The organism is Haloterrigena salifodinae, assembly GCF_003977755.1.
Taxonomy (GTDB): Archaea; Halobacteriota; Halobacteria; order Halobacteriales; family Natrialbaceae; genus Haloterrigena; species Haloterrigena salifodinae.
This window is the reverse complement of sequence record NZ_RQWN01000002.1, coordinates 642,227-665,266: the sequence shown is the minus strand read 5'-3', so window position 1 is coordinate 665,266 and position 23,040 is coordinate 642,227. Positions and strand designations below refer to the sequence as shown.

Annotated in this window: 20 protein-coding genes, 1 tRNA gene and 1 pseudogene; 16 read left to right on the top strand and 6 right to left on the bottom strand. The window is 65.2% G+C overall.

Translation table 11 applies throughout. The features are described from left to right. Positions 1–17: 17 nt before the first annotated feature. From EH209_RS11965 to EH209_RS11940, 6 genes and pseudogenes are all read right to left on the bottom strand, one after another. The gene (locus tag EH209_RS11965) at positions 18–1,706 is read right to left on the bottom strand and encodes an alkaline phosphatase family protein (protein WP_126663108.1); all 1,689 of its coding nucleotides are present in this window, start codon (positions 1,704–1,706) and stop codon (positions 18–20) included. 488 nt (positions 1,707–2,194) lie between these two features. Continuing rightward, positions 2,195–2,297, bottom strand: a tRNA-Gln gene (locus EH209_RS11960). A 153-nt stretch (positions 2,298–2,450) separates the two neighbouring features. Then, a pseudogene (locus tag EH209_RS25110) lies at positions 2,451–3,184 on the bottom strand (HNH endonuclease). Between the two features lie 151 nt (positions 3,185–3,335). Beyond that, positions 3,336–4,481 (bottom strand): pyridoxal phosphate-dependent aminotransferase, encoded by a 1,146-nt coding sequence (locus EH209_RS11950; RefSeq protein ID WP_126663107.1) that lies wholly within the window; start codon positions 4,479–4,481, stop codon positions 3,336–3,338. A gap of 8 nt (positions 4,482–4,489) precedes the next feature. Then, positions 4,490–4,921, bottom strand: coding sequence for a 6,7-dimethyl-8-ribityllumazine synthase (gene ribH / locus EH209_RS11945; protein WP_126663106.1), 432 nt, complete (start codon positions 4,919–4,921; stop codon positions 4,490–4,492). A gap of 129 nt (positions 4,922–5,050) precedes the next feature. Next, positions 5,051–7,078, bottom strand: coding sequence for a methyl-accepting chemotaxis protein (locus tag EH209_RS11940; protein ID WP_126663105.1), 2,028 nt, complete (start codon positions 7,076–7,078; stop codon positions 5,051–5,053). A gap of 182 nt (positions 7,079–7,260) precedes the next feature. Here EH209_RS11940 and EH209_RS11935 point away from each other — a divergent pair, with 182 nt between their 5' ends. The 16 genes from EH209_RS11935 to EH209_RS11860 all read left to right on the top strand — a co-directional run bounded on the left by EH209_RS11935 (position 7,261) and on the right by EH209_RS11860 (position 22,968). Then, the gene (locus EH209_RS11935; RefSeq protein ID WP_126663104.1) at positions 7,261–8,424 is read left to right on the top strand and encodes a 5-(carboxyamino)imidazole ribonucleotide synthase; all 1,164 of its coding nucleotides are present in this window, start codon (positions 7,261–7,263) and stop codon (positions 8,422–8,424) included. A 62-nt stretch (positions 8,425–8,486) separates the two neighbouring features. After that, the gene (locus EH209_RS11930; RefSeq protein ID WP_008896385.1) at positions 8,487–9,119 is read left to right on the top strand and encodes an AIR carboxylase family protein; all 633 of its coding nucleotides are present in this window, start codon (positions 8,487–8,489) and stop codon (positions 9,117–9,119) included. Positions 9,120–9,468: 349 nt separating this feature from the next. Then, complete coding sequence (locus tag EH209_RS11925) at positions 9,469–9,882, top strand: NADH-quinone oxidoreductase subunit A (protein ID WP_008896384.1); 414 nt, start codon at positions 9,469–9,471, stop codon at positions 9,880–9,882. Then, positions 9,879–10,586, top strand: coding sequence for an NADH-quinone oxidoreductase subunit B (locus EH209_RS11920; protein WP_126663103.1), 708 nt, complete (start codon positions 9,879–9,881; stop codon positions 10,584–10,586). Before EH209_RS11925 ends, EH209_RS11920 begins: the two co-directional genes overlap by 4 nt. Further along, positions 10,583–12,241, top strand: a complete 1,659-nt coding sequence (locus EH209_RS11915; RefSeq protein WP_126663102.1) for an NADH-quinone oxidoreductase subunit D — start codon at positions 10,583–10,585, stop codon at positions 12,239–12,241. The genes EH209_RS11920 and EH209_RS11915 overlap by 4 nt, the downstream gene beginning before the upstream one ends. Positions 12,242–12,243: 2 nt before the next feature. Further along, entirely contained in the window at positions 12,244–13,338 is a 1,095-nt protein-coding gene (locus tag EH209_RS11910; RefSeq protein WP_126663101.1) for a complex I subunit 1/NuoH family protein, read from the top strand. Continuing rightward, positions 13,335–13,796 (top strand): NuoI/complex I 23 kDa subunit family protein, encoded by a 462-nt coding sequence (locus EH209_RS11905; protein WP_008896380.1) that lies wholly within the window; start codon positions 13,335–13,337, stop codon positions 13,794–13,796. The genes EH209_RS11910 and EH209_RS11905 overlap by 4 nt, the downstream gene beginning before the upstream one ends. A gap of 2 nt (positions 13,797–13,798) precedes the next feature. Then, positions 13,799–14,080, top strand: a complete 282-nt coding sequence (locus EH209_RS11900; protein WP_126663100.1) for an NADH-quinone oxidoreductase subunit J — start codon at positions 13,799–13,801, stop codon at positions 14,078–14,080. After that, positions 14,077–14,547, top strand: a complete 471-nt coding sequence (locus tag EH209_RS11895; RefSeq protein WP_126663099.1) for an NADH-quinone oxidoreductase subunit J — start codon at positions 14,077–14,079, stop codon at positions 14,545–14,547. The genes EH209_RS11900 and EH209_RS11895 overlap by 4 nt, the downstream gene beginning before the upstream one ends. Then, the gene (gene nuoK, locus EH209_RS11890; protein ID WP_008896377.1) at positions 14,544–14,849 is read left to right on the top strand and encodes an NADH-quinone oxidoreductase subunit NuoK; all 306 of its coding nucleotides are present in this window, start codon (positions 14,544–14,546) and stop codon (positions 14,847–14,849) included. The genes EH209_RS11895 and nuoK overlap by 4 nt, the downstream gene beginning before the upstream one ends. 1 nt (position 14,850) lies before the next feature. Further along, entirely contained in the window at positions 14,851–16,896 is a 2,046-nt protein-coding gene (nuoL, locus tag EH209_RS11885; protein WP_126663098.1) for an NADH-quinone oxidoreductase subunit L, read from the top strand. Then, entirely contained in the window at positions 16,896–18,425 is a 1,530-nt protein-coding gene (locus EH209_RS11880; RefSeq protein WP_126663097.1) for a complex I subunit 4 family protein, read from the top strand. Before nuoL ends, EH209_RS11880 begins: the two co-directional genes overlap by 1 nt. Next, complete coding sequence (locus EH209_RS11875) at positions 18,425–19,960, top strand: NADH-quinone oxidoreductase subunit N (RefSeq protein WP_126663096.1); 1,536 nt, start codon at positions 18,425–18,427, stop codon at positions 19,958–19,960. Before EH209_RS11880 ends, EH209_RS11875 begins: the two co-directional genes overlap by 1 nt. A 60-nt stretch (positions 19,961–20,020) precedes the next feature. Next, a complete protein-coding gene (locus EH209_RS11870; RefSeq protein WP_126663095.1) occupies positions 20,021–21,562 on the top strand; it encodes a DHH family phosphoesterase in 1,542 nt (513 codons plus the stop codon). A gap of 92 nt (positions 21,563–21,654) precedes the next feature. Continuing rightward, positions 21,655–22,461 carry a CBS domain-containing protein gene (locus EH209_RS11865; RefSeq protein ID WP_126663094.1) on the top strand — a complete coding sequence of 269 codons (807 nt, stop codon included), beginning with the start codon at positions 21,655–21,657 and terminating at the stop codon, positions 22,459–22,461. Positions 22,462–22,560: 99 nt separating this feature from the next. Then, positions 22,561–22,968, top strand: coding sequence for a hypothetical protein (locus EH209_RS11860; protein WP_126663093.1), 408 nt, complete (start codon positions 22,561–22,563; stop codon positions 22,966–22,968). Positions 22,969–23,040 lie beyond the last annotated feature (72 nt).

The following is a 23,040-nucleotide window of genomic DNA, read 5'->3' as shown; positions in this document are numbered from 1 at the left end:
TCGAGCCGGTCGGCGACTCAGTTCAGATACCCCAGATCGGCCAGCCGGTCTGTCACGTCTTCGTCGGGCTCCGACCGATCAGAACCGTCGCCGTCGTCCTCGTAGGTTGCGTACGATATCGGGTCGACCGGATCGGCGACGGGCGCGACACTTCCGTCCATGTGATCGCTGTACGGGACGCCCATCGAAGACAGGACCGTCGGTGCGACATCAAAAATGTGGACGCGATCGAGCGCCGCCTCCTCGTCGATCCCCTCGCCGGCGGCCGCGAAAATCCCGTCGAGCTTGTGGTTCCACGGTTCGGCCGGGCTGAAGTATTCCCCGTCGAGTAGCTGTTCGGAGATCATGTGGTCGAATCCGTTGGGGATCGTCACGATGTCGACGGTATCCTCGACGCGGTCACCGTGGAAGTACCGCTCGCGCGGCGCGACCGTCTCGAACAGCGCCTCGCCGTCGGGAGTCTCGACCGACTGCAGGCGCCGGATCAGCTCCTCGCGAAGCGACTCGTACTCCTCGGGCGGAACGACCCCGTTCGGATCCCGCCCCTCGAGGTTGATCCGGACGCCAAGTTCGGTTCGGGCCCGGACGTAGGCCGCGGAATTAACGAAATCGACCTGCTCGTTGGCCGTCCGCGAGACGCCACTCGGCGCGTACTCCCTCGCGAGATCGGCGAGGCCGACCCGCTCGAGGGCGGCTCTGATGCGACTGGCGGTGATCCCGAACCGGGCGGCGATCGACGCCGCACGCGCCGTCATGCCGGGTTCCCAGGACTCGCACTCCTCGCCCTCGCGGAGCCGCCTGCGCATCGGTGTCCACGACGGCATCCCCTTGCCGCCGGTCGTCGTCTCGAGGTAGCCTTCGTCCCGCAGAAACTCGTTGATCCGGAACTCGTAGCCGTCGTACGGCCCCATCCCGTGATCGCTCACGAGGAAGACGCGATCCGGATCGCAGTCCTCGAGCACCGTCGCGAGCTGATCGTCGGTCGCTTCGTAGACCCGATTGACGAGTTCCTCGTCGCCGGCGAACTCGTGGAAGACCGTGTCCGTCTTCTGGAACTGGAGAAAGCCGAGATCGGGATCGAACTCCTCGGCGAGGTACCGAAACGCCTCGCCGCGCATCCGGATCAGGTTTCGGTACTCCGCGATCTTTTCGTCGTCGGACAGCGAGTCGTCGCCGCGCGTATAGGCGGGATAGACACGGTACTCGCCGATTTCGTCGCGAACCTCCTCGAGGAGCCCCTCGGGGTGGCAGGGCGGATCCTCCGGCCCCAGAAAGCCGGGGATCACCGCGCCGTCGAACTCGTCGGGCGGGTGGGTCACCGGCGCGTTGACGACGACGCTCGAGCGGTCGTGTCGGTCCAATAGCGTCCACAGCGGGTGCGCCTGGACGTCGTCGTTGCTCGTCACGTGCCAGTCGTATCCATCGTAGCCGACAAAGCCAACCACGCCGTGTTTGCCGGGGTTGACACCCGTGTAGATCGACGGCCAGGCGCTCGGCGTCCACGGCGGAATCTGGGACTCTAACGGCGCGGTTGCGCCCTCGGTACACAGCCGCTCGATGGTCGGAATCCGGTTCTCCTCGAAGAGTCGCTCAAAGACCGGTCGACACCCCGCATCGATCCCGATGACGAGCGTATCTAGCCCATCCGCTTCGCCCTCGGTATGCTCGGCCGGTGTGGTGTCGTCACGGTCAGACGTCCGTGTCATCGTTGCAGTAAATTTGGTTGTCGTCGGTCGCTTCAGTCGACCGCCGCCGACTTCCTCCCGGCAGCGGTTTCAGTCGATACGGCACAGCTATCTACTCACTGAAAGAGTGATCAGCCACTTCATTATCGTTCCGTTAAACGGTCGGAGACGCCCGAAATACGGAGAATTCCCGTCATGTCTCTTACGGGTGAGACCGTTGGAATGACGGGAGTACGTCGGCAGTTCCAGCGACCGCAGGCGAACGGCGATGCTCCTACGAGGAGAGACGTCCGTTGGGAGTCGGACAAACGCTCGAGTTCAGGGCTTGTCGTCTCGTAGTGTCTGATCCATCTCGGACTGGGACTCGTGATGTCGTATTGCCGGCCGCGAAGTGCAAAATTAGTTATATAGTCCCGGGCGGATTCGAACCGCGAGGACTCGAATCCTCTCGTCCTCTGGGTACGAACCGCCGAGGATATTTGTGCCTCACGGTTTGTTCGGCGCAAAAGTAGTCCCGGGCGGATTCGAACCGCCGTCATGGGCTATCTTCCGTGACGGCCTGAACCGAACACGTCCAAAGGCCCATATGATTGGCCACTACACCACGGGACTTCTCACGTCGTTCCAAGTCTCGTGTGACTCGTAAATCCTCCGGATTCACTCACCGCCACGGGACTCCTCGTCACGCGTACCTCGCAGTTCCGACGGAACTGCTCGGTTTCACGGGACGTCACTCGAGTTGTAACGGACCGTCGCACAATAGTGTTACTTTTCGTCCTCGGCGGACACCGCTATTGTCCCCGCTTCGGCCCGCCGATGACAGCTTCGGCAAAGGGTGACGACGTTATCCAGCGTGTGGGCGTCCTCGAGTCGGTCGAACGACCGAACGGGCTGGCAATGATGTACGTCCGGATTCCGTCCGAGGTCGTCCCTGTCTGCCCCGCAATGCTGGCACGCGTAGCCGTCGCGCTCGAGGGTTTGCCGTCGAATCTGCCACCACTTTTGGCCGTAGTCGAACGACCCACCTTCCCACTGGTGGTGTCCGGGCCGACGACGTTCGACGAGAGCCACGCACCGTAGCACTCGAGCGTACAGCAGACGCCGTACGATCGGTCGGTCGCTCGAGAGGGAACGACCTCGAGGGTCGCTTCGAGTGCTGGCAGGCAACGGTCACTCGCTTGGATTCTCAGGTAAGAGGCCGTCGGCCGACGCGACGCAGTCCGAACAGTACGTTCCGTCCTTGGTCGACGGATAGTACGAAAACGAGTCGCCACAACAGTCGCAGGTCGTCGTTTCGGTCGCGTCGGACCAGTTGTCGTTGTGTTCCCCGGCGTTAGGATCGCAGTCGTCGCAGTACGATCGGCGGGATTTCGGATCGTAAAACCCCGTGCACACCCCTTGCACGTTCGGTTCGGTAGCGGTTCGTCGTGGACCTTCGTATGGTGCTGGCACACGCCCCGCTCCGCCGCCAGCGATTTTCCGCACGTCGGACAGTCCATGGGAGCGGTGGCTGCGGCTTCGCTGCTAAACTCGGGGCTGTCGCCGCGCACACGATCCGTCAGAACGACTGCAAGTGAGTGAAATTGTCGCTACAATCGCTCGAGCCAGTCGCGAAAACAAAACCGAAATCGAACTCGGCGAACCGACGGCTTAGAAGTAGCCTTCGTCGGCCAGCCGCTCGATGCCTTCCTCGAGTCGCTCTTCGCTCGCCGCGTACGAGATTCGCGCGTAGCCGGGGGTGCCGAACGCGCTGCCGGGGACGGTCGCGACGTGGGCGTCCTCGAGCGCGCCCTCGCACCAAGCCTGATCGTCGTCGTCGACGGGGACCATCATGTAGAAGGCCCCCTCGGGTTCGGCGACGTCGACGTCGTGCTCTTCGAGCAGGTCGATGACGAGGTCGCGGCGGTCCTCGAAGGCGTCGACCATCTCGGCGACCGGTTCCTCGGTCTCGAGGGCCTCGAGACCGGCGTGCTGAACGAAGTTCACAGCCGAAGAAACCGAGTGGCTGTGGAGTTTGCCGGCCTGGTCGATCAGGTCCTCGGGGCCGGCGAAGTAGCCCAGCCGCCAGCCGGTCATCGAGTAGGCCTTCGAGAAGCCGTTGACCGTGACGGTACGGTCGGCCATCCCCTCGAGCGTGCCCAGGCTGGTCGGCTCGACGCCGTAGGTGATCTCCTTGTAGATCTCGTCGGAGATTACGGTGATGTCGTGTTCGACGGCCAGATCGCGGACGCCCTCGAGGGCGGCGTCGGAGTAGACGGCGCCGGTGGGGTTCGACGGCGAGTTGACGATCAGCAGTTCGGTCTCGTCGGAGACGGCGGCTTCGAGGTCGTCGAGCGCGGGCTCGAGCTGGAAGTCGGTCTCGGAGAGGTTGACGCGGGTCAGGTCGCCGCCGGCCATCTTGACCATCGCTTCGTAGGAAACCCACGCGGGGTCGAGCAGCGCGACTTCGTCGCCGTCGGCGATCAGCGCCTGGACGATTTCGTACAGCGCCTGCTTTGCGCCGGGCGTGACGATGATCTCCTCGGGGCCGTGGTCGAGGCCGTCGTCGGCGAGTTTCTCCGAGATGGCCTCACGGAGGTCGATGATCCCCGCGGAGGTGGTGTAGCCGGTATGGCCGGCGTCCATCGCGTCCTTGCCCGCTTCGACGATGTTCTCGGGGGTCGGGAAGTCGGGCTCGCCGACGGAGAGGTCGACGACGTCGACGCCGTCGTTCTCGAGTTCGGTGGCGAGCGCGGAGATGGCAAGCGTTGCGGACGGTTCGACTCGGGTCAGGCGGTCGGTGAATTCCATGGTCATCGCTGGTATTACGCTGAATCTGCAGTCGGATCGGAACCGGGAAGCTGGTCGACGAGGTCGAGCGCGCCGTCGACGGCTTTGCCCGCGTTCTCGACGCGTTCGCGCGCTTCGGCAGCGGACATCCCGGGGCCCGTCACGCCGAGCGTTACGGGTGTATCACGCTCGAGACTGACGTCGGAGAGCCGCTGTGCGGTCGCGTCGGTGATCACCTGATCGTGGTCGGTGTCGCCGGTGATGACCGTCCCGATGACGGCCACGGCGTCGACCGCGTCGCGGCGGGCGAGCCGATCCGCGGCCAGCGGCGCGTCGTACGCGCCCGGGACGCGGACCGTCTCGTACACCTCGGCGCCCGCGGCCTGGGCCGCCTCGAGGGCTTCTTGCTCCATCTGCTCGGTGATCGGCCGGTTGAACTCCGCGACCACCAGTCCGAGCGTGGTCATACGCCAGCGGTAGAGAGGGTAGGTAAAAGAGGTACCGTTCTCGACCGCTCCGCGACGTAGCGTTCGACGTCGCCCGCTGTCGAACGGCGACCCGATGTGAGCGGACTGTCGCGTCTCCCACGGTCGATCCTACTGGCCGGCCGACAGTTCGTGGATGCGATCGGTGAGTTCGATGACGGCCTGCTCCTGTTTCTCGAACTCGACGACGATCTCGTCCGTCGTTTCCGCGACCGTGTCGGCGTGCCGTTGGACCTCCTTGACAGTGGCCATCACCTCTTCGACCGTCGCCGCTTGATCGTCGTTCGCGTTGGAGACCTCCTGAATGCCGTCGGCGGCGGTCTGGACGCTATCGGAGATGGTGCTAAACGATTGGACCACGTCCCGAATCTCCGACTCGGCGGTGCGAACCTGTTCGTGGGAGGTTTCGACCTCGTCGACGGTCTTGCGGGCCTGCTGCTGGACGTGTTCGATCCGCGTCGCGATCTCCTCCGTGTGCTCTTGGGTCTCCTCCGCGAGGCGTTTCACCTCGTTGGCGACGACGGCGAAGCCGGCTCCGTCGTCGCTGGCCTTGGCCGCCTCGATGTTGGCGTTGAGCGCGAGCAGGTTCGTCTGGTCGGCGACGTCGGCGATGACCTCGGCGACGTCGCCGATCTCGTCGACCGACTCGTCTAGCGTCTCGACGGTCTCGACCAGTTCCGCGCTGCTCTCGAGGATCTCGTCGGTGACGTCCGTGGCGTCTTCGATAGCCGCGACGCCTCGATCGGCCTCCGAAAGCGCCTCGTCGGCGGCGTCGGCGACTTCGCCCGAGGACGCCGCCACCTCCTCCATCGTCGCGGAGAACTCCTCGAGTTCCGTGGCGACGGCCTCGAGGGACTGGTTCTGGCTGGTCACCTGGCCGTCGATCTCGTGGGCGGACTCGGTCGTGCGCTCGATCGAGGCCGCGAGCCCGTCGGTCTGCCGGTTGACGCGTTCGACGAGCTCCTCGAAGTCGTGGGCCATGTCGTTGACCTCGCCGGTCAACTCGAGGAGCGTCGGATCGACGACCCCGTACTGGTCGTGGAAGTCGGCTCGAGCGGACAGGTCGCCGTCGCCGATGCTGCGGAGCGTGCCGGTCACTTCGCCGATCAACTGCTCGACCGATTGCTGGCGGCGCACCGCGTCGGTCCGGTCGTAGATGAGTTCCAGGACGGTCGCTAGTTCGCCGTCGGCATCGAACAGCGGCATCGCGAGGAACTCGATGTGGGTCTCCGCGCCCGTGTGGTCTTTCATCGTGCTCTGGTCCCCGTAGACGATGCGATCCGCGAACCCGTAGTCGTCGTCGACGCGCTCGACGTCCCAGGCCGCGTCCGCGTCCCGCGGGTTCTCCGCGACCTTGTCCGCGAGGGTATGGTGGCGTCGTCCGTCCGAATACGTCGCCGCGGCCAGGGTCTCGCGGCAGTCGTCGCCGAGGAAGTCGCGGTGATCGGCGTCCAGATTGAGCAGTCGCCTGTAGGGCCGATTGTAGTACAGTACCGTGTTCTCGTCGTCGATGAGGAAGGCCGGGTTCGGAATCGCGTCGAACACCGTCTCGAGGCCGACCGACTCGAGGTGTTCGTTATCGGCGTTCTCGTCCGACGCCTCGTCCGGATCCGACTCGGGCTCCGTCGCGGCGAACTCGTCGACGCCGATCTGGACGTCGACCAGCGTCGACTTGAGACCGGCGCGAAGCGTCTCCCGGACGGTCTCGAGGCCGGCGTCCGATTCGTCTTCGCCGTCGATCGACGCGAACGCGTCGTCGATCAGCCGATCGATCGCGGGCGCGTACGTCGCGACGTACGCCGACGGGGCGATCTCGCGATCGGCGTGGTCCCTGGCGGCCGCTGCGACGTCTGCCGCCCGGTCCGACGCGGTGGGATTGAGTAGCCCGGCCGTGAGATCGGCCTGTGTCGCGACGAGGGAGTCCGGTACCGGTACGGCCGTCGCCTCGCCGTCGGTGTCGCCGTCGTCCGCGGCGTATGCAGCCTCGAGATCGGTCGCGGTGACGTCGAGCGTCGGAGATTCCGTCTCGTCGGCGAACGATTCGAGTCGATCGATCGTCTCGGACGTGTACTCGACCCGTCGTTCGGCCGACTCAGTCCTCGATACTCCGGGTTCATCTCGAGAGATCCGCTGTGCCATGTGGGTTGGCGGACCAAAGCACCCCTCTGTAAATTTGTTATTGGCCGCCAAGTGACATGTCTCGAGAACCCGTCGATTCGCCGGGCACCGCCGGATGCATCGACGGAGCTGCGACCGGACGGTCAGGACCGCGGGTAGTGGAGTAAGAACCCTTAAGCGGAGCGAACGTCAACCGCCGCGCAATGACAACGCTACGGACGCCGGGACCGACGCTCGGGGTCGTCGGCGGCGGACAGCTCGGACGGATGCTCGCCGAGGCGGCATCGCCGCTGGGGGTCGAGGTCGTCGTGCTCGATCCGACGCCGGACTGTCCGGCGGCGCCGGTCGCCCGCGACCAGATCGTCGCCGACTTCGACGACGAGGCGGGGATCCGCGAACTCGCTGCGCGCGCGGACGTGCTCACCTTCGAGATCGAACTCGCCGATCAGGACGTCCTCGAACGCGTCAGTGAGGACTCCGGGACGCCGGTCCACCCGAAGCCGTCGACGCTGCGGACGATCCACGACAAACTCGTCCAGAAGCGCGAACTCGAGGACGCGGGCGTTCCGGTGCCGCCGTTCCGTGAGGTCGAGGACGCCGACGACATTCGCGACGCCATCGACGACTACGGCGCGCCGGTAATGTTGAAGGCTCGTACGGGCGGCTACGACGGCCGCGGCAACGTCCCGGTCGAGTCGAAAGCCGACGCTGACGAGGCCCTCGAGTCGGTCGCCGGCCCCGCGATGGTCGAGTCGTTCGTCGACTTCGAGCGCGAGGTCTCGGTCATCGCCGTCAAGGGAGACGACGAGGTCGCGACCTTCCCGCTGGGCGAGAACGTCCACGTCGACGAAATCCTCCGGGAGACGATCGTCCCCGCGCGCTCGAGCGAAGCTGCAGCCGAACGCGCCTATGACGTCGCGCGGGACGTCCTCGAGGTGATGGACGGACGCGGGGTGTACGGTATCGAGTTGTTCGAAACGCCCGACGGCGAAATCCTGCTCAACGAGATCGCGCCGCGCCCGCACAACTCCGGCCACTGGACGATCGAGGGCGCCCAGAGCTCGCAGTTCGAACAGCACACCCGCGCCGTGCTTGGCTGGCCGCTCGGCTCGACGGAGCTGCGGTCGCCGACCGTGCTGACGAATCTGCTCGGCGACGTCGACGAGGAACAGCGCGCGGAGCTGGGCGATATCGACCGTCTTCTCGAGACGCCCGGCGCGAACCTCCACTGGTACGGCAAGCGCCAGGTCCGCCCGCTGCGCAAGATGGGCCACGTGACGGTGTCGGCCGAAGACGAGGACGCCGATGTCGAGGCGCTCCTGGAGACCGCGCGCGAACTCGAGGACGCGGTAACGTTCCGGAACTGAGCCGCCGCCCCTCTCGGCTCATTTACCACCGTTTGAAGTCACCGGCGCGACCACCTCCACCCATGAGCGATAGCGTCAGCGACCTCATCGACCGCCTGCACCGCGAGGCCGACCAGGACCGCCCGGACGCGGAGACGCCAGACGTCGGCATCGTCATGGGCAGCGACTCGGACCTCGAGACGATGATGACCGGCGGCCGGCGTCGCGGCGCCTACGACGCCTTCGTCGACGAACTCGGCTTCGCCGAGCAGACCGATTACGAGGAACCGCCCGAAGAGCGCTTCACCTTCGAAACCTACGTCACTTCGGCCCACCGGACGCCGGACTTAATGACCGCTTACGCCGAGACGGCGGCGGACCGCGGCCTCGAGGTCATCATCGCGGGCGCGGGCGGGAAGTCCGCGGACCTGCCGAACATGACTGCCTCCATCGCCTACCCCCTGCCGGTGATCGGCGTTCCCGTCCAGGAGAAGTCGGTCGACAGCGTCATCGGCATGCCGACCGGCGCGCCGCTCGTGGCGGTCGACGCCGGCAAATCGTTCAACGCCGCGCTGTCGGCGGCCCAGATTCTCGCCCGCCAGCACGAGGCCGTCCGCGAGCGACTCGTGGACTACCACGACGGACTCCGAGAGGGGGTCGGCGACGTGTCGCGACGGCTTCACGACCAAGGAACCGCGAACTTCTCGAGCGAGTAATCGGCCGCCGAATCGTACAGCCGTCATTACGGACGGGACGCCGTTCGTTTTTCCGCCAAATTATCATTCTGATAGCAGATTGGGTGCCGGAATAGTGACCGTTCGGTCGACTTTGGAGTCGATCGTCAGCCGGTGATACCGTCGAAAACGACCGTCCCGTCTCTCGAGTGCGATCTGTCGTAATCAGTTACTACCGATTCGTACAGCCTTCATATGCAGAACTATCACATTCGATTCCGATTCGTCGTCGCAGTTCATCACGAACGTCGGTGGAAGATACCTGATTTTGCCGAAAAACGAACAATCAACCCTTATATGCGTGCGGTTGGAACCCTCGAACGTTACGGAGATGAATGACTGGATCGCTATCGGGGCGCTGGCGCTCGTGGGACTGTTGATACCGCTCGGAATGATGGCGGTATCCTACCTCCTGCGGCCGACCGTTCCCGAAACGAGCAAACGCGCCACCTACGAGAGTGGCGAGATCCCCACCGGCGGGACGCGCGTCCGGTTCAACATCCAGTACTACACGGTTGCACTTCTGTTCCTCGTCTTCGATATCGAGACCGTCCTTCTGTTCCCCTGGGCGGTCGTGTACCTGGATGCCGTCGAATCGGACTCCGTCTCGTTGCTCGAGATTCTCGGGCCAATGTTGCTGTTCGTCGCCATCCTGTTGGTCGGACTCGCGTGGGCGTGGCGCAACGGCGCAGTACAGTGGGCACAGACACCCCGTCAGGCAGCGGCCGACTCTGACCGACAATGAGTAGCAACAATCCACGGCAACAGATCCACGGCAGCACCGCACCGTCGACGGACACCCGCGACTCGCGGATCGGCGAGGGGCCCGACGACCGGTTCAACTCGAAGCTTCGGGAGGCGTTCGGTTCGACGCCGTTCATCCTCACCAAGTTCGACAAGTTCATGAACTGGGTGCGGGGCAACTCGATGTTCATGCTGCAGTTCGGGATCGCTTGCTGCAGCATCGAGATGATGCACACCTACGCGATCAAACACGACCTGGATCGCTTCGGCGCCGGCGTCCCCCGCGCCTCGCCGCGACAGGCCGACGTGATGATCGTTCCGGGAACGATCGTCTCGAAGTTCGGTCCCCGCATGAAGCGGGTCTACGACCAGATGCCGGAACCGAAGTTCGTCGTCGGCATGGGCTCGTGTACGATCTCCGGCGGCCCCTTCCAGGAAGGGTACAACGTCGTCAAGGGCGCCGAGGAGATCATCCCGGTCGACATCCACGTCCCGGGCTGTCCGCCCCGGCCGGAGGCGCTGGTCTACGGCGTCGCCAAACTCCAAGAGCGGATCCGGAACGGCGAGTCGACGCCCGTCGTCGTCAAACCATACGAACTCGAGCAGTTCGGCGACCTGCCGAAGGACGAACTCGTCCAGAAACTCGCGAGCGAGATCGACGAGGAGGACCTCGTCATGCGCTACAACTGGGCTGATTCGCCATGAGCACGGGACTCGAACGCGACCGAGTGCCGGTCGAGGTCTCCGAGGACGACCTCGAGGCGATCGTCGGCAATCGCGCGCTCGCGCGCGACGATCATCTGAACGCGCCCGGATTCGTCGTCCGCCCGGACGACGTCCAGGACGTCCTCTCAGATCTGAAAGAGCGGGGCGGGTTCGATCATCTCTCGAATCTGACCGCCCAGCAGTACGAGGATCGGTACGAGTCGATCTACCACCTCAAGAAGTACGCCGATCCCACCCAGGAGGTCTCGATCGTCGTTCCGACGCCGATCGACGACCCGGTCAGCGAGTCCGCCGCGCCGGTGTTCTCGACGGCCGACTGGCACGAGCGGGAGGCCTTCGACCTCGTCGGCATCGACTACGAGGGCCATCCGGATCCACGACGGATCCTCCTGCCGGAAACCTGGCAGGGACACCCGCTCTCGCAGGATTACGACCAGGAGAAACCGCAGCTGGTCACCCTCACGGACCACGCCAATCCGATCCAGCCGGACCACCACGACGCCGAGAGCGACACGATGTTTCTGAACATCGGTCCCCATCATCCGGCGACCCACGGCGTGCTCCACCTCGAGACGGTACTCGATGGCGAGACGGTCGTTGATGTCGACCCCGACATCGGCTACCTCCACCGCTGCGAGGAGCAGATGTGCCAGAACGGCACGTACCGCCACCAGATCATGCCCTACCCGGACCGCTGGGACTACGTCTCGGCGGGGCTGTTGAACGAGTGGGCCTACGCGCGCGTCGCGGAGGATCTGGCTGACATCGAGGTGCCCGACTACGCCCAGGTCATCCGAACCATGGGCGCCGAACTCTGTCGGATCGCCTCCCACATGCTCGCGCTGGCGACGTTCGCACTGGACGTCTACGGCGACTTCACCGCCATCTTCCAGTACGGCATGCGCGATCGGGAGGTCGTACAGGACATCTTAGAGGACCTCACCGGCCAGCGACTCATGTTCAACTACTTCCGGCTGGGCGGGGTCGCCTGGGATCTGCCGGAACCCCGCGACGAGTTCGTCGCGAAGACGCGGGACTTCCTCGACGAACTGCCGGCCAAGGTCGACGAGTACCACGACCTGCTCACCAGCAACGAGATCTTCCAGGTCCGGACCCACGACACCGGGGTTCTCGAGCCCGATGTGGCGAAAGACTACGGCTGTACGGGGCCCGTCGCCCGCGGTTCGGGCATCGACTACGACCTCCGGCGCGACGACCCCTACGGCTACTACGACGAACTCGAGTGGGACGTCGTCACCGAGCCCGGCTGTGACAACTACAGCCGCGTCCTCGTGCGCATGCAGGAGGTCGAGGAGTCGGCCAAGATCATCGAGCAGTGTCTCGACCTGCTCGAGGACTGGCCCGAAGACGAGCGAGAGATCCAGGCCAACGTGCCGCGGACGCTGAAGCCGGACGCCGACACCGAAGTGTACCGCGCCGTCGAAGGCGCGAAGGGCGAACTCGGCATCTACATCCGGGCCGACGGCACCGACAAGCCGGCCCGATTCAAGATCCGCAGCCCGTGTTTCCACAACCTTTCCGCGCTGCCGGAGATGGCAAACGGCGAGTACGTCCCAGACCTGATCGCGTCGCTCGGTAGCTTGGACATCGTTCTCGGGGAGGTGGATCGATAACCATGGTGGGAGGATACGCGACGGCGCCGCTCCAGAACGGCGACACGATCTTGCTCCCCGAGCGGATCGGGGAGCTAACGGGGCTTGACGGCTTCGGCGTCGGGGGCGAACTGCTCGCGACGTTTCTCGCCGCGTTCGTCATCGGGAACCTGATGCTGGCGATGACCGGCGTCGCCGGTCCGTGGGCGAAGCGAAAGATTACCGCCGCCTTTACCGACCGGATCGCAGTCAACCGGCTCGGACCGGGCGGGATCTTCATCATCCTCGCCGACGCCGTTCGCCTCCTGTCGAAGGAGTTGGTCGTTCCCGAGAACGCCGACCGACCGGCCTACGACCTCGCGCCGATCGTCGTCGCGGGCTCGGCCCTGCTCGGCTTCGCCGTGATCCCGATGGGAAGCGGCGTCCACCTCGCCGATCCCGAGGTCGGGCTGGCGTACGTCTTCGCCGTCTCGGGGATCGCGAGCCTCGGACTGGTGATGGCCGGCTACTCCTCGGCGAACAAGTACTCGCTGATCGGCGGCCTCCGTGCGGTGGCACAGAACATCGCCTACGAGATCCCGCTGGTCGTCACCGGGATGTCGGTCGTGATCTTCGCCGGCACCCTCCAGATGAGCGAGATCGTCGCGGCCCAGGCCGAGCCGCTGGTTTCGTTCGCCGGCCTGGACATCCCGCGGTGGTACGCGCTGGTCAACCCGTTCGCGTTCGTCCTCTTCCTGGTCGCGAACTTCGCGGAAGTCGGCCGTAACCCGTTCGACACGCCGGAAGCGCCGACCGAGATCGTCGCCGGATACCAGACCGAGTACTCCTCGGTCTACTTCGTGCTGATCTACCTCGGGGAGTTCCTCCACATCTTCCTCGGGGGCGGGATCATCGCGACGATCTTCCTCGGCGGTCCGGCCGGACCCGGGCCGGCGGAACTCGGCATCGTCTGGTTCATCGTCAAGATCTGGGCGATATTCCTCCTGACCCAGTGGCTCCGCTCGGCGGTGCCCCGGGTCCGGATCGACCAACTGATCGAGATCGGCTGGAAGGGACTGCTCGTCCTTTCCTTTGCGAACCTCATCCTCACCGCAGTGATCGTGGGGGTCCTAGCATGATCGGAATTCTCAAATCAATGGCCACGACGATGAAGCACGCACTGGACGGGTCGACCTTCACGGTCGAGTATCCCGAGACAGCACCGGACGTCTCCCCGCGGTTCAGGGGCGTCCACAAGTTCAGCCAGGAGCGGTGTATCTGGTGTCGGCAGTGTGAGAACGTCTGCCCGAACGACACGATCCAGATCGTGACGAACGACCAGCGACAGGGCGAACAGTACAACCTTCACATCGGGCAGTGCGTCTACTGCCGACTCTGCGAGGAGGTCTGCCCCGTCGACGCCATCCTGCTGACCCAGAACTTCGAGTTCACAGCGGACACGAAACACGACTTCGTCTACAACAAGGAGCAGCTGAAAGCAGTACCGTGGTACAAGGATATCGACCCGCTCGAGTCACGCGAACCCGACCGGGGCGCGTGGATCGGCGAGGGTGAAGGAGAGGTCGACTACCAGTAACCATGTTGGAAACGATCGCCTTCGTGGCCTTCGCGTTCGTGACGATCGCCAGCGCGCTGGGCGTGGTCCTCCTCGAGGAGCCCTGGCACGCGGCGTTGTTACTCGGCGTCGCGCTGATGAGCATCGCGGTCCACTTCGTGATGCTCGCCGCCGAGTTCGTCGCGATGATGCAGATCCTCGTCTACGTCGGCGGGGTGCTGGTCCTCATCACGTTCGCCGTGATGCTCACCCAGCGCGAGGAAACGGCGTCTGACTCAGACTCCGAGGAGGTGGTGCGGACATGACGAACCGGCCGAAGCTCCGACTCGGGAAGACGCTCGTCCCCGGGCTGCTGGCCGTCGGGCTGTTCGCGCTGATGGCGCTGATCGTCCTCAACACGCCGTTCGAGTCGATGGCCGACGGCGGCTTCGAAGTCGAATCGGTCACCGCCGCCATCGGCTACGCGCTGTTCGACCTCGAGGCGCTCCAGCAGGACGCGGGCGTGGTGGGAACCGAATCGTTCCTCGCGGCCTTCCTGCTGATCGCGGTCGCGCTCGACGCGGCGCTGGACGCCTCCCTGGTCCTCGCGAAACGCGAGGAGTCAGGCGAGCCCGTCTCGCCGCTCTCGAGTACGAGCCCCGACGACGCCGGCACCGGCGCCCGTCCGGCAACTGACTCGAACGGGTTCGGCGGCGCGGAGCCGACGGCGACCGACGGCGGCCGATCCGAGACTGCGGCAGGCGACGACTCGAACGGAGGTGACCGTCAGTGACGGTCGCCGTCGAGTACTACGTCTTGCTGTCGATGGCCGTCTTCTGTATCGGACTCATGGGAGTCCTGACGCGTCGGAACGCACTGCTGTTCCTGATGTCCGTCGAACTCATGCTGAACGCGGCGAACATCAATCTGATCGCGTTCGCGTTCTACCACGGCAATCTCACCGGACAGGTGTTCGCGCTGTTTACCATGGCGCTGGCCGCCGCGGAGGTCGCCGTCGGACTCGGGATCATCCTGGTGCTGTATCGCAACTTCCGTGACGTCGACGTCACGGTTCCAACGACGATGAGGTGGTAAGATGGTAGGAACTGGTGCAGGCCCATTCAGTTACGCTCCGGCGATCGCACTGTTCCCGCTCGCGGCGTTCGTCATCTCGCTCGTCTTCGGCCGACAGTTGCCGAAGAAGGGCGCGATTCCGGGTATCTTCGCGACGGCAGCCTCGCTGCTGTTCTCGCTGTGGATGTTCGCGACGGTCGCGGGCGGCGAAACGTATCACGAGACGCTCTACGAGTGGTCGGCCGGCGCGGTCACGACCGAGGTCGGCGCCAAGGAGATCGCCTTCTCCTTCGGCCTGCTGATTGATCCGCTGTCGGCGCTGATGTTGATCATCGTCTCGCTGGTCGCCTTCCTCGTCCACGTCTTCAGCCTCGGCTACATGAACGACGAGGGAGAGACCGGGCTGCCGCGGTACTACGCCAGCCTTGGGCTCTTCACCTTCAGCATGCTCGCGTTCGTCTACGCGGACAACCTGCTGATGGCGTTCATGTTCTTCGAACTCGTCGGCCTCTGTTCGTACCTGCTGATCGGGTTCTGGTTCCGGACGAAGTCGGCCCCCTCGGCCGCGAAGAAGGCGTTCCTCGTCACCCGCTTCGGCGACTACTTCTTCCTGATCGGCGTCGTCGCCATCGCGTCGACGTTCGGGACGGTCGCCTTCGCCGGCGAGGAGTCGTTCGTCGTCGCCGCCGAGACGGCCATCGAGGACGGAACGACGCTGTTCGGCTTCGACGCCCAGACGTGGGTGACGATCACCGGGCTGCTCGTGCTCGGCGGGGTCATCGGCAAGTCCGCGCAGTTCCCGCTGCACACCTGGCTGCCCGACGCCATGGAGGGCCCGACGACCGTCTCCGCGCTCATCCACGCGGCGACGATGGTCGCGGCCGGCGTCTACCTGGTCGCCCGGATGTTCGGCTACTACGCGCTGTCCCCGACTGCACTGTCGATCATCGCCTTCGTCGGCGGCTTTACGGCGCTCTTCGCCGCGACGATGGGCGTCGTCAAGGACGACATCAAGCAGGTGCTGGCGTACTCGACGATCAGCCAGTACGGCTATATGATGCTGGGGATGGGCGTCGGCGGCTACGTCGCCGGGGTCTTCCACCTCATGAATCACGCCTTCTTCAAGGCGCTGCTGTTCCTCGGCTCCGGCGCCGTCATCGTCCTCATGCACCACGAACAGGACATGTGGAAGATGGGCGGCCTGAAGGACAAGGCGCCGATCACCTACTACACGTTCCTCGCGGGCGCGCTCGCGCTCGCCGGGATCGTCCCGTTCTCCGGCTTCTGGTCGAAAGACGAGGTGCTGTTCGATGCACTGACCGTCGGCTTAGAGGAGCCCGTCATCCTCGCGGCCTACGCGATGGGACTGCTCGCCGTCTTCTTTACCGGGTTCTACACCTTCCGGATGGTCTTCCTGACCTTCCACGGCGAGCCCCGCTCCGAGACGGCCGAGGACCCACACGGCGTCGGCTGGTCGATCAAGGCGCCGCTGGTCGTCCTCGGACTCCTCGCGGCCCTCGTCGGCTTCGTCAACCTCGCGCCGATCGCCAAGGTCGCAGGGATGGACATCACGTTCCTCGAGTACTGGCTCGACGGCGAGTACGGCTACGTCGAGGGACTGACCTACCACCACTACCACGAGATGGTGGCCTTCGAAGAGGGGTACATCGGCTCCGAGACGACGACAATGCTGCTCAGCGCCGGCCTCTCGCTGGGACTGGCGCTGGCCGGCGCGTTCGCGGCGCACACGCTGTACAACGTCCCCGAACCGAAGCGACACACGACGAAACTCGGCGGCGCCTACAACGTCCTGCGGCACAACTACTACCAGGACGAGTATCAGGTCTGGCTCGCCGAGGGACTCACGCTGCCGCTGGCCCGGGCGGCCGATCTCTTCGACCGCTCCGTTATCGACGGCGCCGTCAACGGCGTCTCGGGCGCCAGCCTGTTCGGCAGTAGCTGGGTGAAACGCATCCAAACCGGACTCGTGACGAACTACGCGGCACTGATCGTGGCCGGGTTCATCGCGTTGCTCCTCGGTCTCGGACTCTACGGAGGGTGGTTCTGATGATGATCGAAGCACTGATCGCGGTCGCACTGATCGGCGCGCTCGTCACGTTCGTCGCGCCGAATCGCGTCGCCGGCAAACTGGCCTTCGCCATCAGCCTCGTGCCGGCCGCGCTTAGCCTGTGGATGTTCACCGCCTTCGACGGCAGCGGTAACGCCCTGCTCGACGGCAGCCTCGCCTTCGAGTCCCACCTCGAGTGGATCCAGTTCGGCGACTACTCGATCGAGTGGTTCGTCGGCCTCGACGGCATCAGCCTGCCGCTCGTGGTGATGACGACGATCCTCTGCTCGCTGGCGATCCTGAGCTCGTGGACGCCGATCGACAGCCGCGAGTCCCAGTTCTACGGGCTCGTGCTGTTCATCGAGGCGAACCTGATCGGCGTCTTCTCGGCGCTGGACTTCTTCGTCTGGTTCATCTTCTGGGAGGCCGTCCTCATCCCGATGTACCTGCTGATCGGGGTCTGGGGCGGTCCGGACCGGAAGTACGCCGCGATCAAGTTCTTCGTCTACACGAACGTAGCGTCGCTGCTGATGTTCGGATCGTTCATCGCACTCGTCTTCGGCCTCGGCGACGCCGTGACGAGCTTCGCGCTACCGGACGTCGCCGACGCGATGGTCAACGGCGGCGGCGTCCAGTCGAGCGTCTTCGGCATCGATCCGGGCACGTTCACGGCGCTCGTATTCATCGCGCTGTTCCTCGGCTTCGCCGTGAAGGTTCCGGTGGTTCCGTTCCACACGTGGCTGCCCGACGCCCACGTGCAGGCCCCGACACCCGCCTCCGTGCTGCTCGCGGGCGTGCTCCTGAAGATGGGGACCTACGCCCTGCTGCGGTTCAACTTCACGATGTTCCCGGAGCAGGTCGAGACCTTCGCCGTGCCAATCGCGGCCGTCGCGGTCATCAGCGTCATCTACGGCGCGATGCTGGCGTTGGCTCAGACGGACCTAAAGCGGATCGTCGCTTACTCCTCGGTCTCCTCGATGGGGTACGTGATCCTCGGACTGATCGCCTACACCCAGTTCGGGGTCGGCGGGGCGACGTTCCAGATGGTCTCCCACGGGCTGATCTCCGGACTGATGTTCATGTCGGTCGGCGTCATCTATAACGTCACGCACACCCGCAGCGTCGAGGAGATGTCCGGACTGGCCGACCGGATGCCGATCGCCGTCGGCATCCTCGTCGCCGGCGCCTTCGGCTACATGGGGCTGCCGCTGATGTCGGGCTTCCACGGCGAGTTCACCATCTTCTTCGGCGCCTTCCAGGCCGACTTCGCGTACGCGCCGCTGTTTACGGCGTTGGCGATGTTCGGCATCGTCATCGTCGCCGGCTACCTGCTGTTTGCGCTCCAGCGGACCGTCTTCGGCCCGTACAGCCTCGAGACTGACTACGACGTGGGCCGCGCGCCGCTGCACGACGTTGCGCCGATGTTCGTGTTGCTCGCGCTCATCATCGCCCTCGGCGTAGCCCCCGAACTGATATTCGACATGATAACCGACGCAGTCGATCCGATCCTGAACGGAGGTGACCTGTAATGGCGGCCTACCAACTCCCGCAGTGGGCCGCACTGGCCCCGGCGCTAATCTTGGCGCTGACTGGGCTGGTGTTGTTCCTCGTGGACAGCATCTCACCGCGGTCGACCGATCGAACGCTGCTGGCCGGCACCGCCGCCGTCGGCGCGCTGGCCTCGCTGGCCGTCGCCGTCTGGTTTACCGCCGCTGGCGTCGGCACGCCGACCATTGACGGCGGCGAGGGCGTCATCGAGATCTTCGACGGCCAATTCGTCGTCGATCAGTTGGCGCTGTACTTCATGATCGTCGTCACCATCGTGACGGCGCTGATCGTCGTCGCCAGCTACGACTACCTGGCGGGCCACACCTACCAGGCCGAGTACTACTCGCTGGTCGTCCTCGCGGCGACCGGGATGGCAACCGTCGCGGCCGCCAACAGCCTCGTGACGATCTTCATCGCCCTCGAGCTGACGAGCCTGCCGTCTTACGCCCTCGTGGCGATCTTGAAGGACAACCGCGGCAGCGTCGAGGCCGGGCTGAAGTACTTCCTGATCGGCGCGCTCTCCTCGGCGATCTTCGTTTACGGGATCTCGCTGGTCTACGGCGCGACCGGCTACCTGCAACTGAACAGCATCGCGGAGGTCATCGCCGACGGCGGCGCCGACGGCTTCGGCGGCCTGCTCGGACTGGGCATCCTCATGTTGCTCGGCGGGATAGCGTTCAAGACCGCCAGCGTGCCGTTCCACTTCTGGGCGCCCGAGGCCTACGAGGGCGCGCCCGCGCCGATCAGCGCATTCCTCTCGTCGGCCTCGAAGGCCGCCGGCTTCGTGATCGCGTTCCGCGTGTTCAACGTGGCCTTCCCGCTCGGCGAGATCGGGAGCGTGATCGGCTTCGACTGGACGGTCGCCTTCATCGTGCTCGCGATCGTCACTATGACGGTCGGGAACTTCGCGGCGGCGACCCAGGAGAACGTCAAGCGGATGCTCGCCTACTCGTCGATCGGCCACGCCGGCTACGCCCTGATCGGGCTTGCGGGTCTCTCAGCCGACGGCGGCGAACTCGTCATGAGCGCGGCGCTGATGCACCTGCTGGTCTACGGCTTCATGAACACGGGCGCGTTCCTCTTCGTCGCGCTGGCCGAGCACTGGGGCGTCGGCCGCACCTTCGAGGACTACAACGGCCTCTCGTCGCAGGCGCCGGTCGCCTGCGCCGCGATGGCCGTCTTCCTGTTCAGCCTCGCCGGGTTCCCGCCGCTTGGTGGCTTCTTCAGCAAGTACTTCCTCTTCACCGGCGCCCTCGAGGCAGCGACGGCGAACACGGCGATGCTGGCCGTGGCGGCCGCGCTCGTGGTCAACAGCGCGCTCTCGCTGTACTACTACTCGCGGCTGGTCAAGGCGCTGTGGATCGAGGACCCGCCGGCGACCCGCGACCGACTCAGCCAGCCGACCGGGCTCTACGCGGCGATCGTCGTCGCGGCCGTGATGACGATCGTCATCCTGCCCGGCTTCGGTCCGGTCGCCGAGGCCGCCACCGGCGCCGCGGAGGCCCTCGTCAACTGATCGCCGGGCCGTCGCTGGCGACCCGGTAGCTTTTCCCGCTCGGAATCGCAACTGCGATACATGGTTTTCCGGCTCGTGCTCGGCTGTGGAACGGTCGGCCGACAGGTCGTCGAACGGTTCCCCGAGCGCGACGCACGCACCGGCGATCGTCTGCTCGTTGTCACCGACAACGAGAGCGTCGCCGAAACGCTTCGCGACGAGAGCCTCCCGGCGCGGCGGGCCGACCCGACCGACCCATCCGTGATCGCGAACCTCGAGACGCCGGACGTGATCTTCGTCGCCGGCGACCGGACCGATCGGAACCGGCTCGCGCTCGCCCGGGCCCGGGAGCGGTTTCCGACGAGTTCGATCGTCGCCTACATGGGCGGGAACGCGACCGAAGCGGACCGAACGCGGTTCGAGGAACTCGCGGATTGGGTCGTCGACGCCCGGCAGTCGATGGTCGATCACATCCTCGAGGGGGCCGTGAGTCCGTCGGCCGGCGCCGCGATCGGACTCCGGAAACAGCTGGCGGAAATCGACGATCAGTTAGCGGTAGTGATGCACGACAACCCCGATCCGGACGCGATCGCAAGCGCCGTCGCGCTGGTCGACATCGCCGCGGAGATGAGCGTCGACGCCGACGCCTGCTACTTCGGCGAGATCTCCCACCAGGAGAACCGCGCGATGGTCAACCTGCTCGATCTCGACCTGCGAAATCTCTCGTCGTCTGATTCCCTCGACGACTACTCGGCCTTCGCGCTGGTTGATCACTCCCGACCCGGCATCAACGACCAACTACCCGAGGGGCTCCACATCGACATCGTCATCGACCACCACCCGCCCCGGGGTCCGGTGCCCGGCGAGTTCGTCGATCTGCGCGAGGGAGCCGGAGCGACCAGCTCGGTGCTGACGGAGTATCTCGACCGGTTCAATCTCGAACCGCGGCGGCCGACGGCGACCGCGTTGCTGTACGGGATTCGGATCGACACGAACGACTTCACCCGCGAGGTCTCCCCGGCGGATTTCAACGCCGCCTCGGTGCTGTGGCCCCACGCCGACACGTCGATTCTCGAGCAGATCGAGCAGCCGACGGTCGAAGGCGACACGCTCGAGACGATCGCCCGGGCGATCAAGAACCGCATCCAGCGGAACTCGGTCGCCGTCGCGAGCGTCGGCGAGATTACCAACCGCGACGCCCTCCCCCAGGCGGCCGAGCAGCTGCTGTCGATGGAGGGCATCGAAACGACGCTCGTCTTCGGCTTTCGCGACGAGATGGTCTTCGTCTCCGCGCGCTCGCGAGCGGCCGACGTCGACTTGGGCGAGACGGTCCGGGACGCGTTCGATCGGATCGGCAGCGCCGGCGGCCACGCCGATATGGCCGGCGCCCAGCTCGAGCTCGGCATCCTCGGTAACGTCGACGACGCCGACGAGGTCGAATCGATCGTCAGCGTCGTCGAGGAGGTCATCACGAATCGATTCCTCGAGGCGATCGACGCCGGGCCGGGAACGTCCGTCGGGGCGTACACCCAGACCAGCGAGCGACTGTTCTCGGTCGACGACGAGTCCGAGGCTCCCTCGAGGAACCGAACGTCGGCCGACGAGAATGGAGAGTCGGTCTAGGGATCAGGGGTCGTCTCGAGACCCGCACCCCGCGAGTGGTCCGAGCGGTCGCGGAAGACACGTTTTTGCGCGCGGGGCCCGTTGACCCGCCTATGGAGGTCCTGTCGGACCGGAGTAAGCCGAAGGTCAAGGAGTACATGACGCGCGACGTCGCGACGGTCGCTCCCGACGAAACCGTCGGCGACGTCGCCACGCGGATCGCCGAGAGCGACGAGCACAGCGGCTTTCCCGTCTGCGAGCGGCGCCGCGTGGAGGGATTTATCAGCGCCCGCGATCTGTTGCTGGCCGACGATGACGATCCGATATTCAAGGTGATGGCCACCGATCTGCTCGTGGCCCACCCGGATATGAAGGTAACCGACGCCGCCCGCGTCATTCTCCGGTCGGGCATCCAGAAGCTCCCCGTCGTCGACGACGCCGGCAACCTCGTGGGAATCATCTCGAACGCCGACGTCATCCGCAGCCAGATCGAGCGCGCCACGCCCGAGAAAGTGGGGAAACTCGTCCGGACCCTAGAGGAGATCCACGATACCCACCTTGAGCAGGAGCGTCGAACCGTCGCCCTGGCGGAGCTGACGCCCACGCAGGGCCGGGTCTACGCCGACGAACTCGAGGGGCGGCGATACGAACTCGAGCACGGGCTGGCCGAGCCGCTGGTGGTCATCGACAACGGCGGCACGCTGTTGCTGGCCGACGGCCACCACCGCGTGCTCGCGGCCGATCGGCTGGGGATCGACGAGATGGACGCCTACGTTATCGTCGTCGATCAGACGATCGAGCTCGGGATGGCCAAGACCGCGGAGAAGGAGAATCTAGAGCGGATCGACGACATCGAGGTCGTCGACTACGCACACCACCCGCTCGTCCAGACAACCGAGCGGCTGCAGTCCAACAACTGAGGGGAGCCGACGGCTCGCCGGCGACGGGTCCAATCAGCGTATCAGATCTGATAGCCGTGGCTGAATAGTTACAAGTACCGTGGGAAAAGACCGCAATATATGACAACGAAAGTAGTAGAGCGGACGGACGACTACACCGTGGAACTGGAGCCGGAGCTCGGCATCCCCGTTTTCACGTACAACCGGTTCGTCACGGGCGAGGAGTTACGGGAGGCCGCGCTCAGGTGGGCCGAGGTTATCGAGGCGGAGGGCGCCGACCGCTACGTCGTGAACACGGCGGAGTTCATGGCGCACAAAGACGAGGATAAGGAGTGGCTCGGGGAGACCTGGATCCCGAAACTGCTCGACCTCGGCGTTCGGGTGGGTGCCGGCGTACACGCGGACTCGGCCGTCGCGTCGCTCGAGAAGCGACGCATCGAGACGGCGTTGAACGAGATCGATCCCCGATTCAAGTACCGTACGTTCACGAGCGATGCGGACGCACTGGCGTGGCTGGCCGAGCAGTAGCGGACGTCCGGCTGCCGACCGAGTCGCTTCGAGTCCCGGCCCGTCGAGCGCAGACCCACTGTATTTTGGAGA

Coding starts and splice junctions, on each gene's coding strand:
- EH209_RS11965 (WP_126663108.1), bottom strand. CDS start 1,706: ATGACACGGACGTCTGACCGTGACGACACCACACCGGCCGAGCATACC.
- EH209_RS11950 (WP_126663107.1), bottom strand. CDS start 4,481: ATGACCATGGAATTCACCGACCGCCTGACCCGAGTCGAACCGTCCGCA.
- ribH (WP_126663106.1), bottom strand. CDS start 4,921: ATGACCACGCTCGGACTGGTGGTCGCGGAGTTCAACCGGCCGATCACC.
- EH209_RS11940 (WP_126663105.1), bottom strand. CDS start 7,078: ATGGCACAGCGGATCTCTCGAGATGAACCCGGAGTATCGAGGACTGAG.
- EH209_RS11935 (WP_126663104.1), top strand. CDS start 7,261: ATGACAACGCTACGGACGCCGGGACCGACGCTCGGGGTCGTCGGCGGC.
- EH209_RS11930 (WP_008896385.1), top strand. CDS start 8,487: ATGAGCGATAGCGTCAGCGACCTCATCGACCGCCTGCACCGCGAGGCC.
- EH209_RS11925 (WP_008896384.1), top strand. CDS start 9,469: ATGAATGACTGGATCGCTATCGGGGCGCTGGCGCTCGTGGGACTGTTG.
- EH209_RS11920 (WP_126663103.1), top strand. CDS start 9,879: ATGAGTAGCAACAATCCACGGCAACAGATCCACGGCAGCACCGCACCG.
- EH209_RS11915 (WP_126663102.1), top strand. CDS start 10,583: ATGAGCACGGGACTCGAACGCGACCGAGTGCCGGTCGAGGTCTCCGAG.
- EH209_RS11910 (WP_126663101.1), top strand. CDS start 12,244: ATGGTGGGAGGATACGCGACGGCGCCGCTCCAGAACGGCGACACGATC.
- EH209_RS11905 (WP_008896380.1), top strand. CDS start 13,335: ATGATCGGAATTCTCAAATCAATGGCCACGACGATGAAGCACGCACTG.
- EH209_RS11900 (WP_126663100.1), top strand. CDS start 13,799: ATGTTGGAAACGATCGCCTTCGTGGCCTTCGCGTTCGTGACGATCGCC.
- EH209_RS11895 (WP_126663099.1), top strand. CDS start 14,077: ATGACGAACCGGCCGAAGCTCCGACTCGGGAAGACGCTCGTCCCCGGG.
- nuoL (WP_126663098.1), top strand. CDS start 14,851: ATGGTAGGAACTGGTGCAGGCCCATTCAGTTACGCTCCGGCGATCGCA.
- EH209_RS11880 (WP_126663097.1), top strand. CDS start 16,896: ATGATGATCGAAGCACTGATCGCGGTCGCACTGATCGGCGCGCTCGTC.
- EH209_RS11875 (WP_126663096.1), top strand. CDS start 18,425: ATGGCGGCCTACCAACTCCCGCAGTGGGCCGCACTGGCCCCGGCGCTA.
- EH209_RS11870 (WP_126663095.1), top strand. CDS start 20,021: ATGGTTTTCCGGCTCGTGCTCGGCTGTGGAACGGTCGGCCGACAGGTC.
- EH209_RS11865 (WP_126663094.1), top strand. CDS start 21,655: ATGGAGGTCCTGTCGGACCGGAGTAAGCCGAAGGTCAAGGAGTACATG.
- EH209_RS11860 (WP_126663093.1), top strand. CDS start 22,561: ATGACAACGAAAGTAGTAGAGCGGACGGACGACTACACCGTGGAACTG.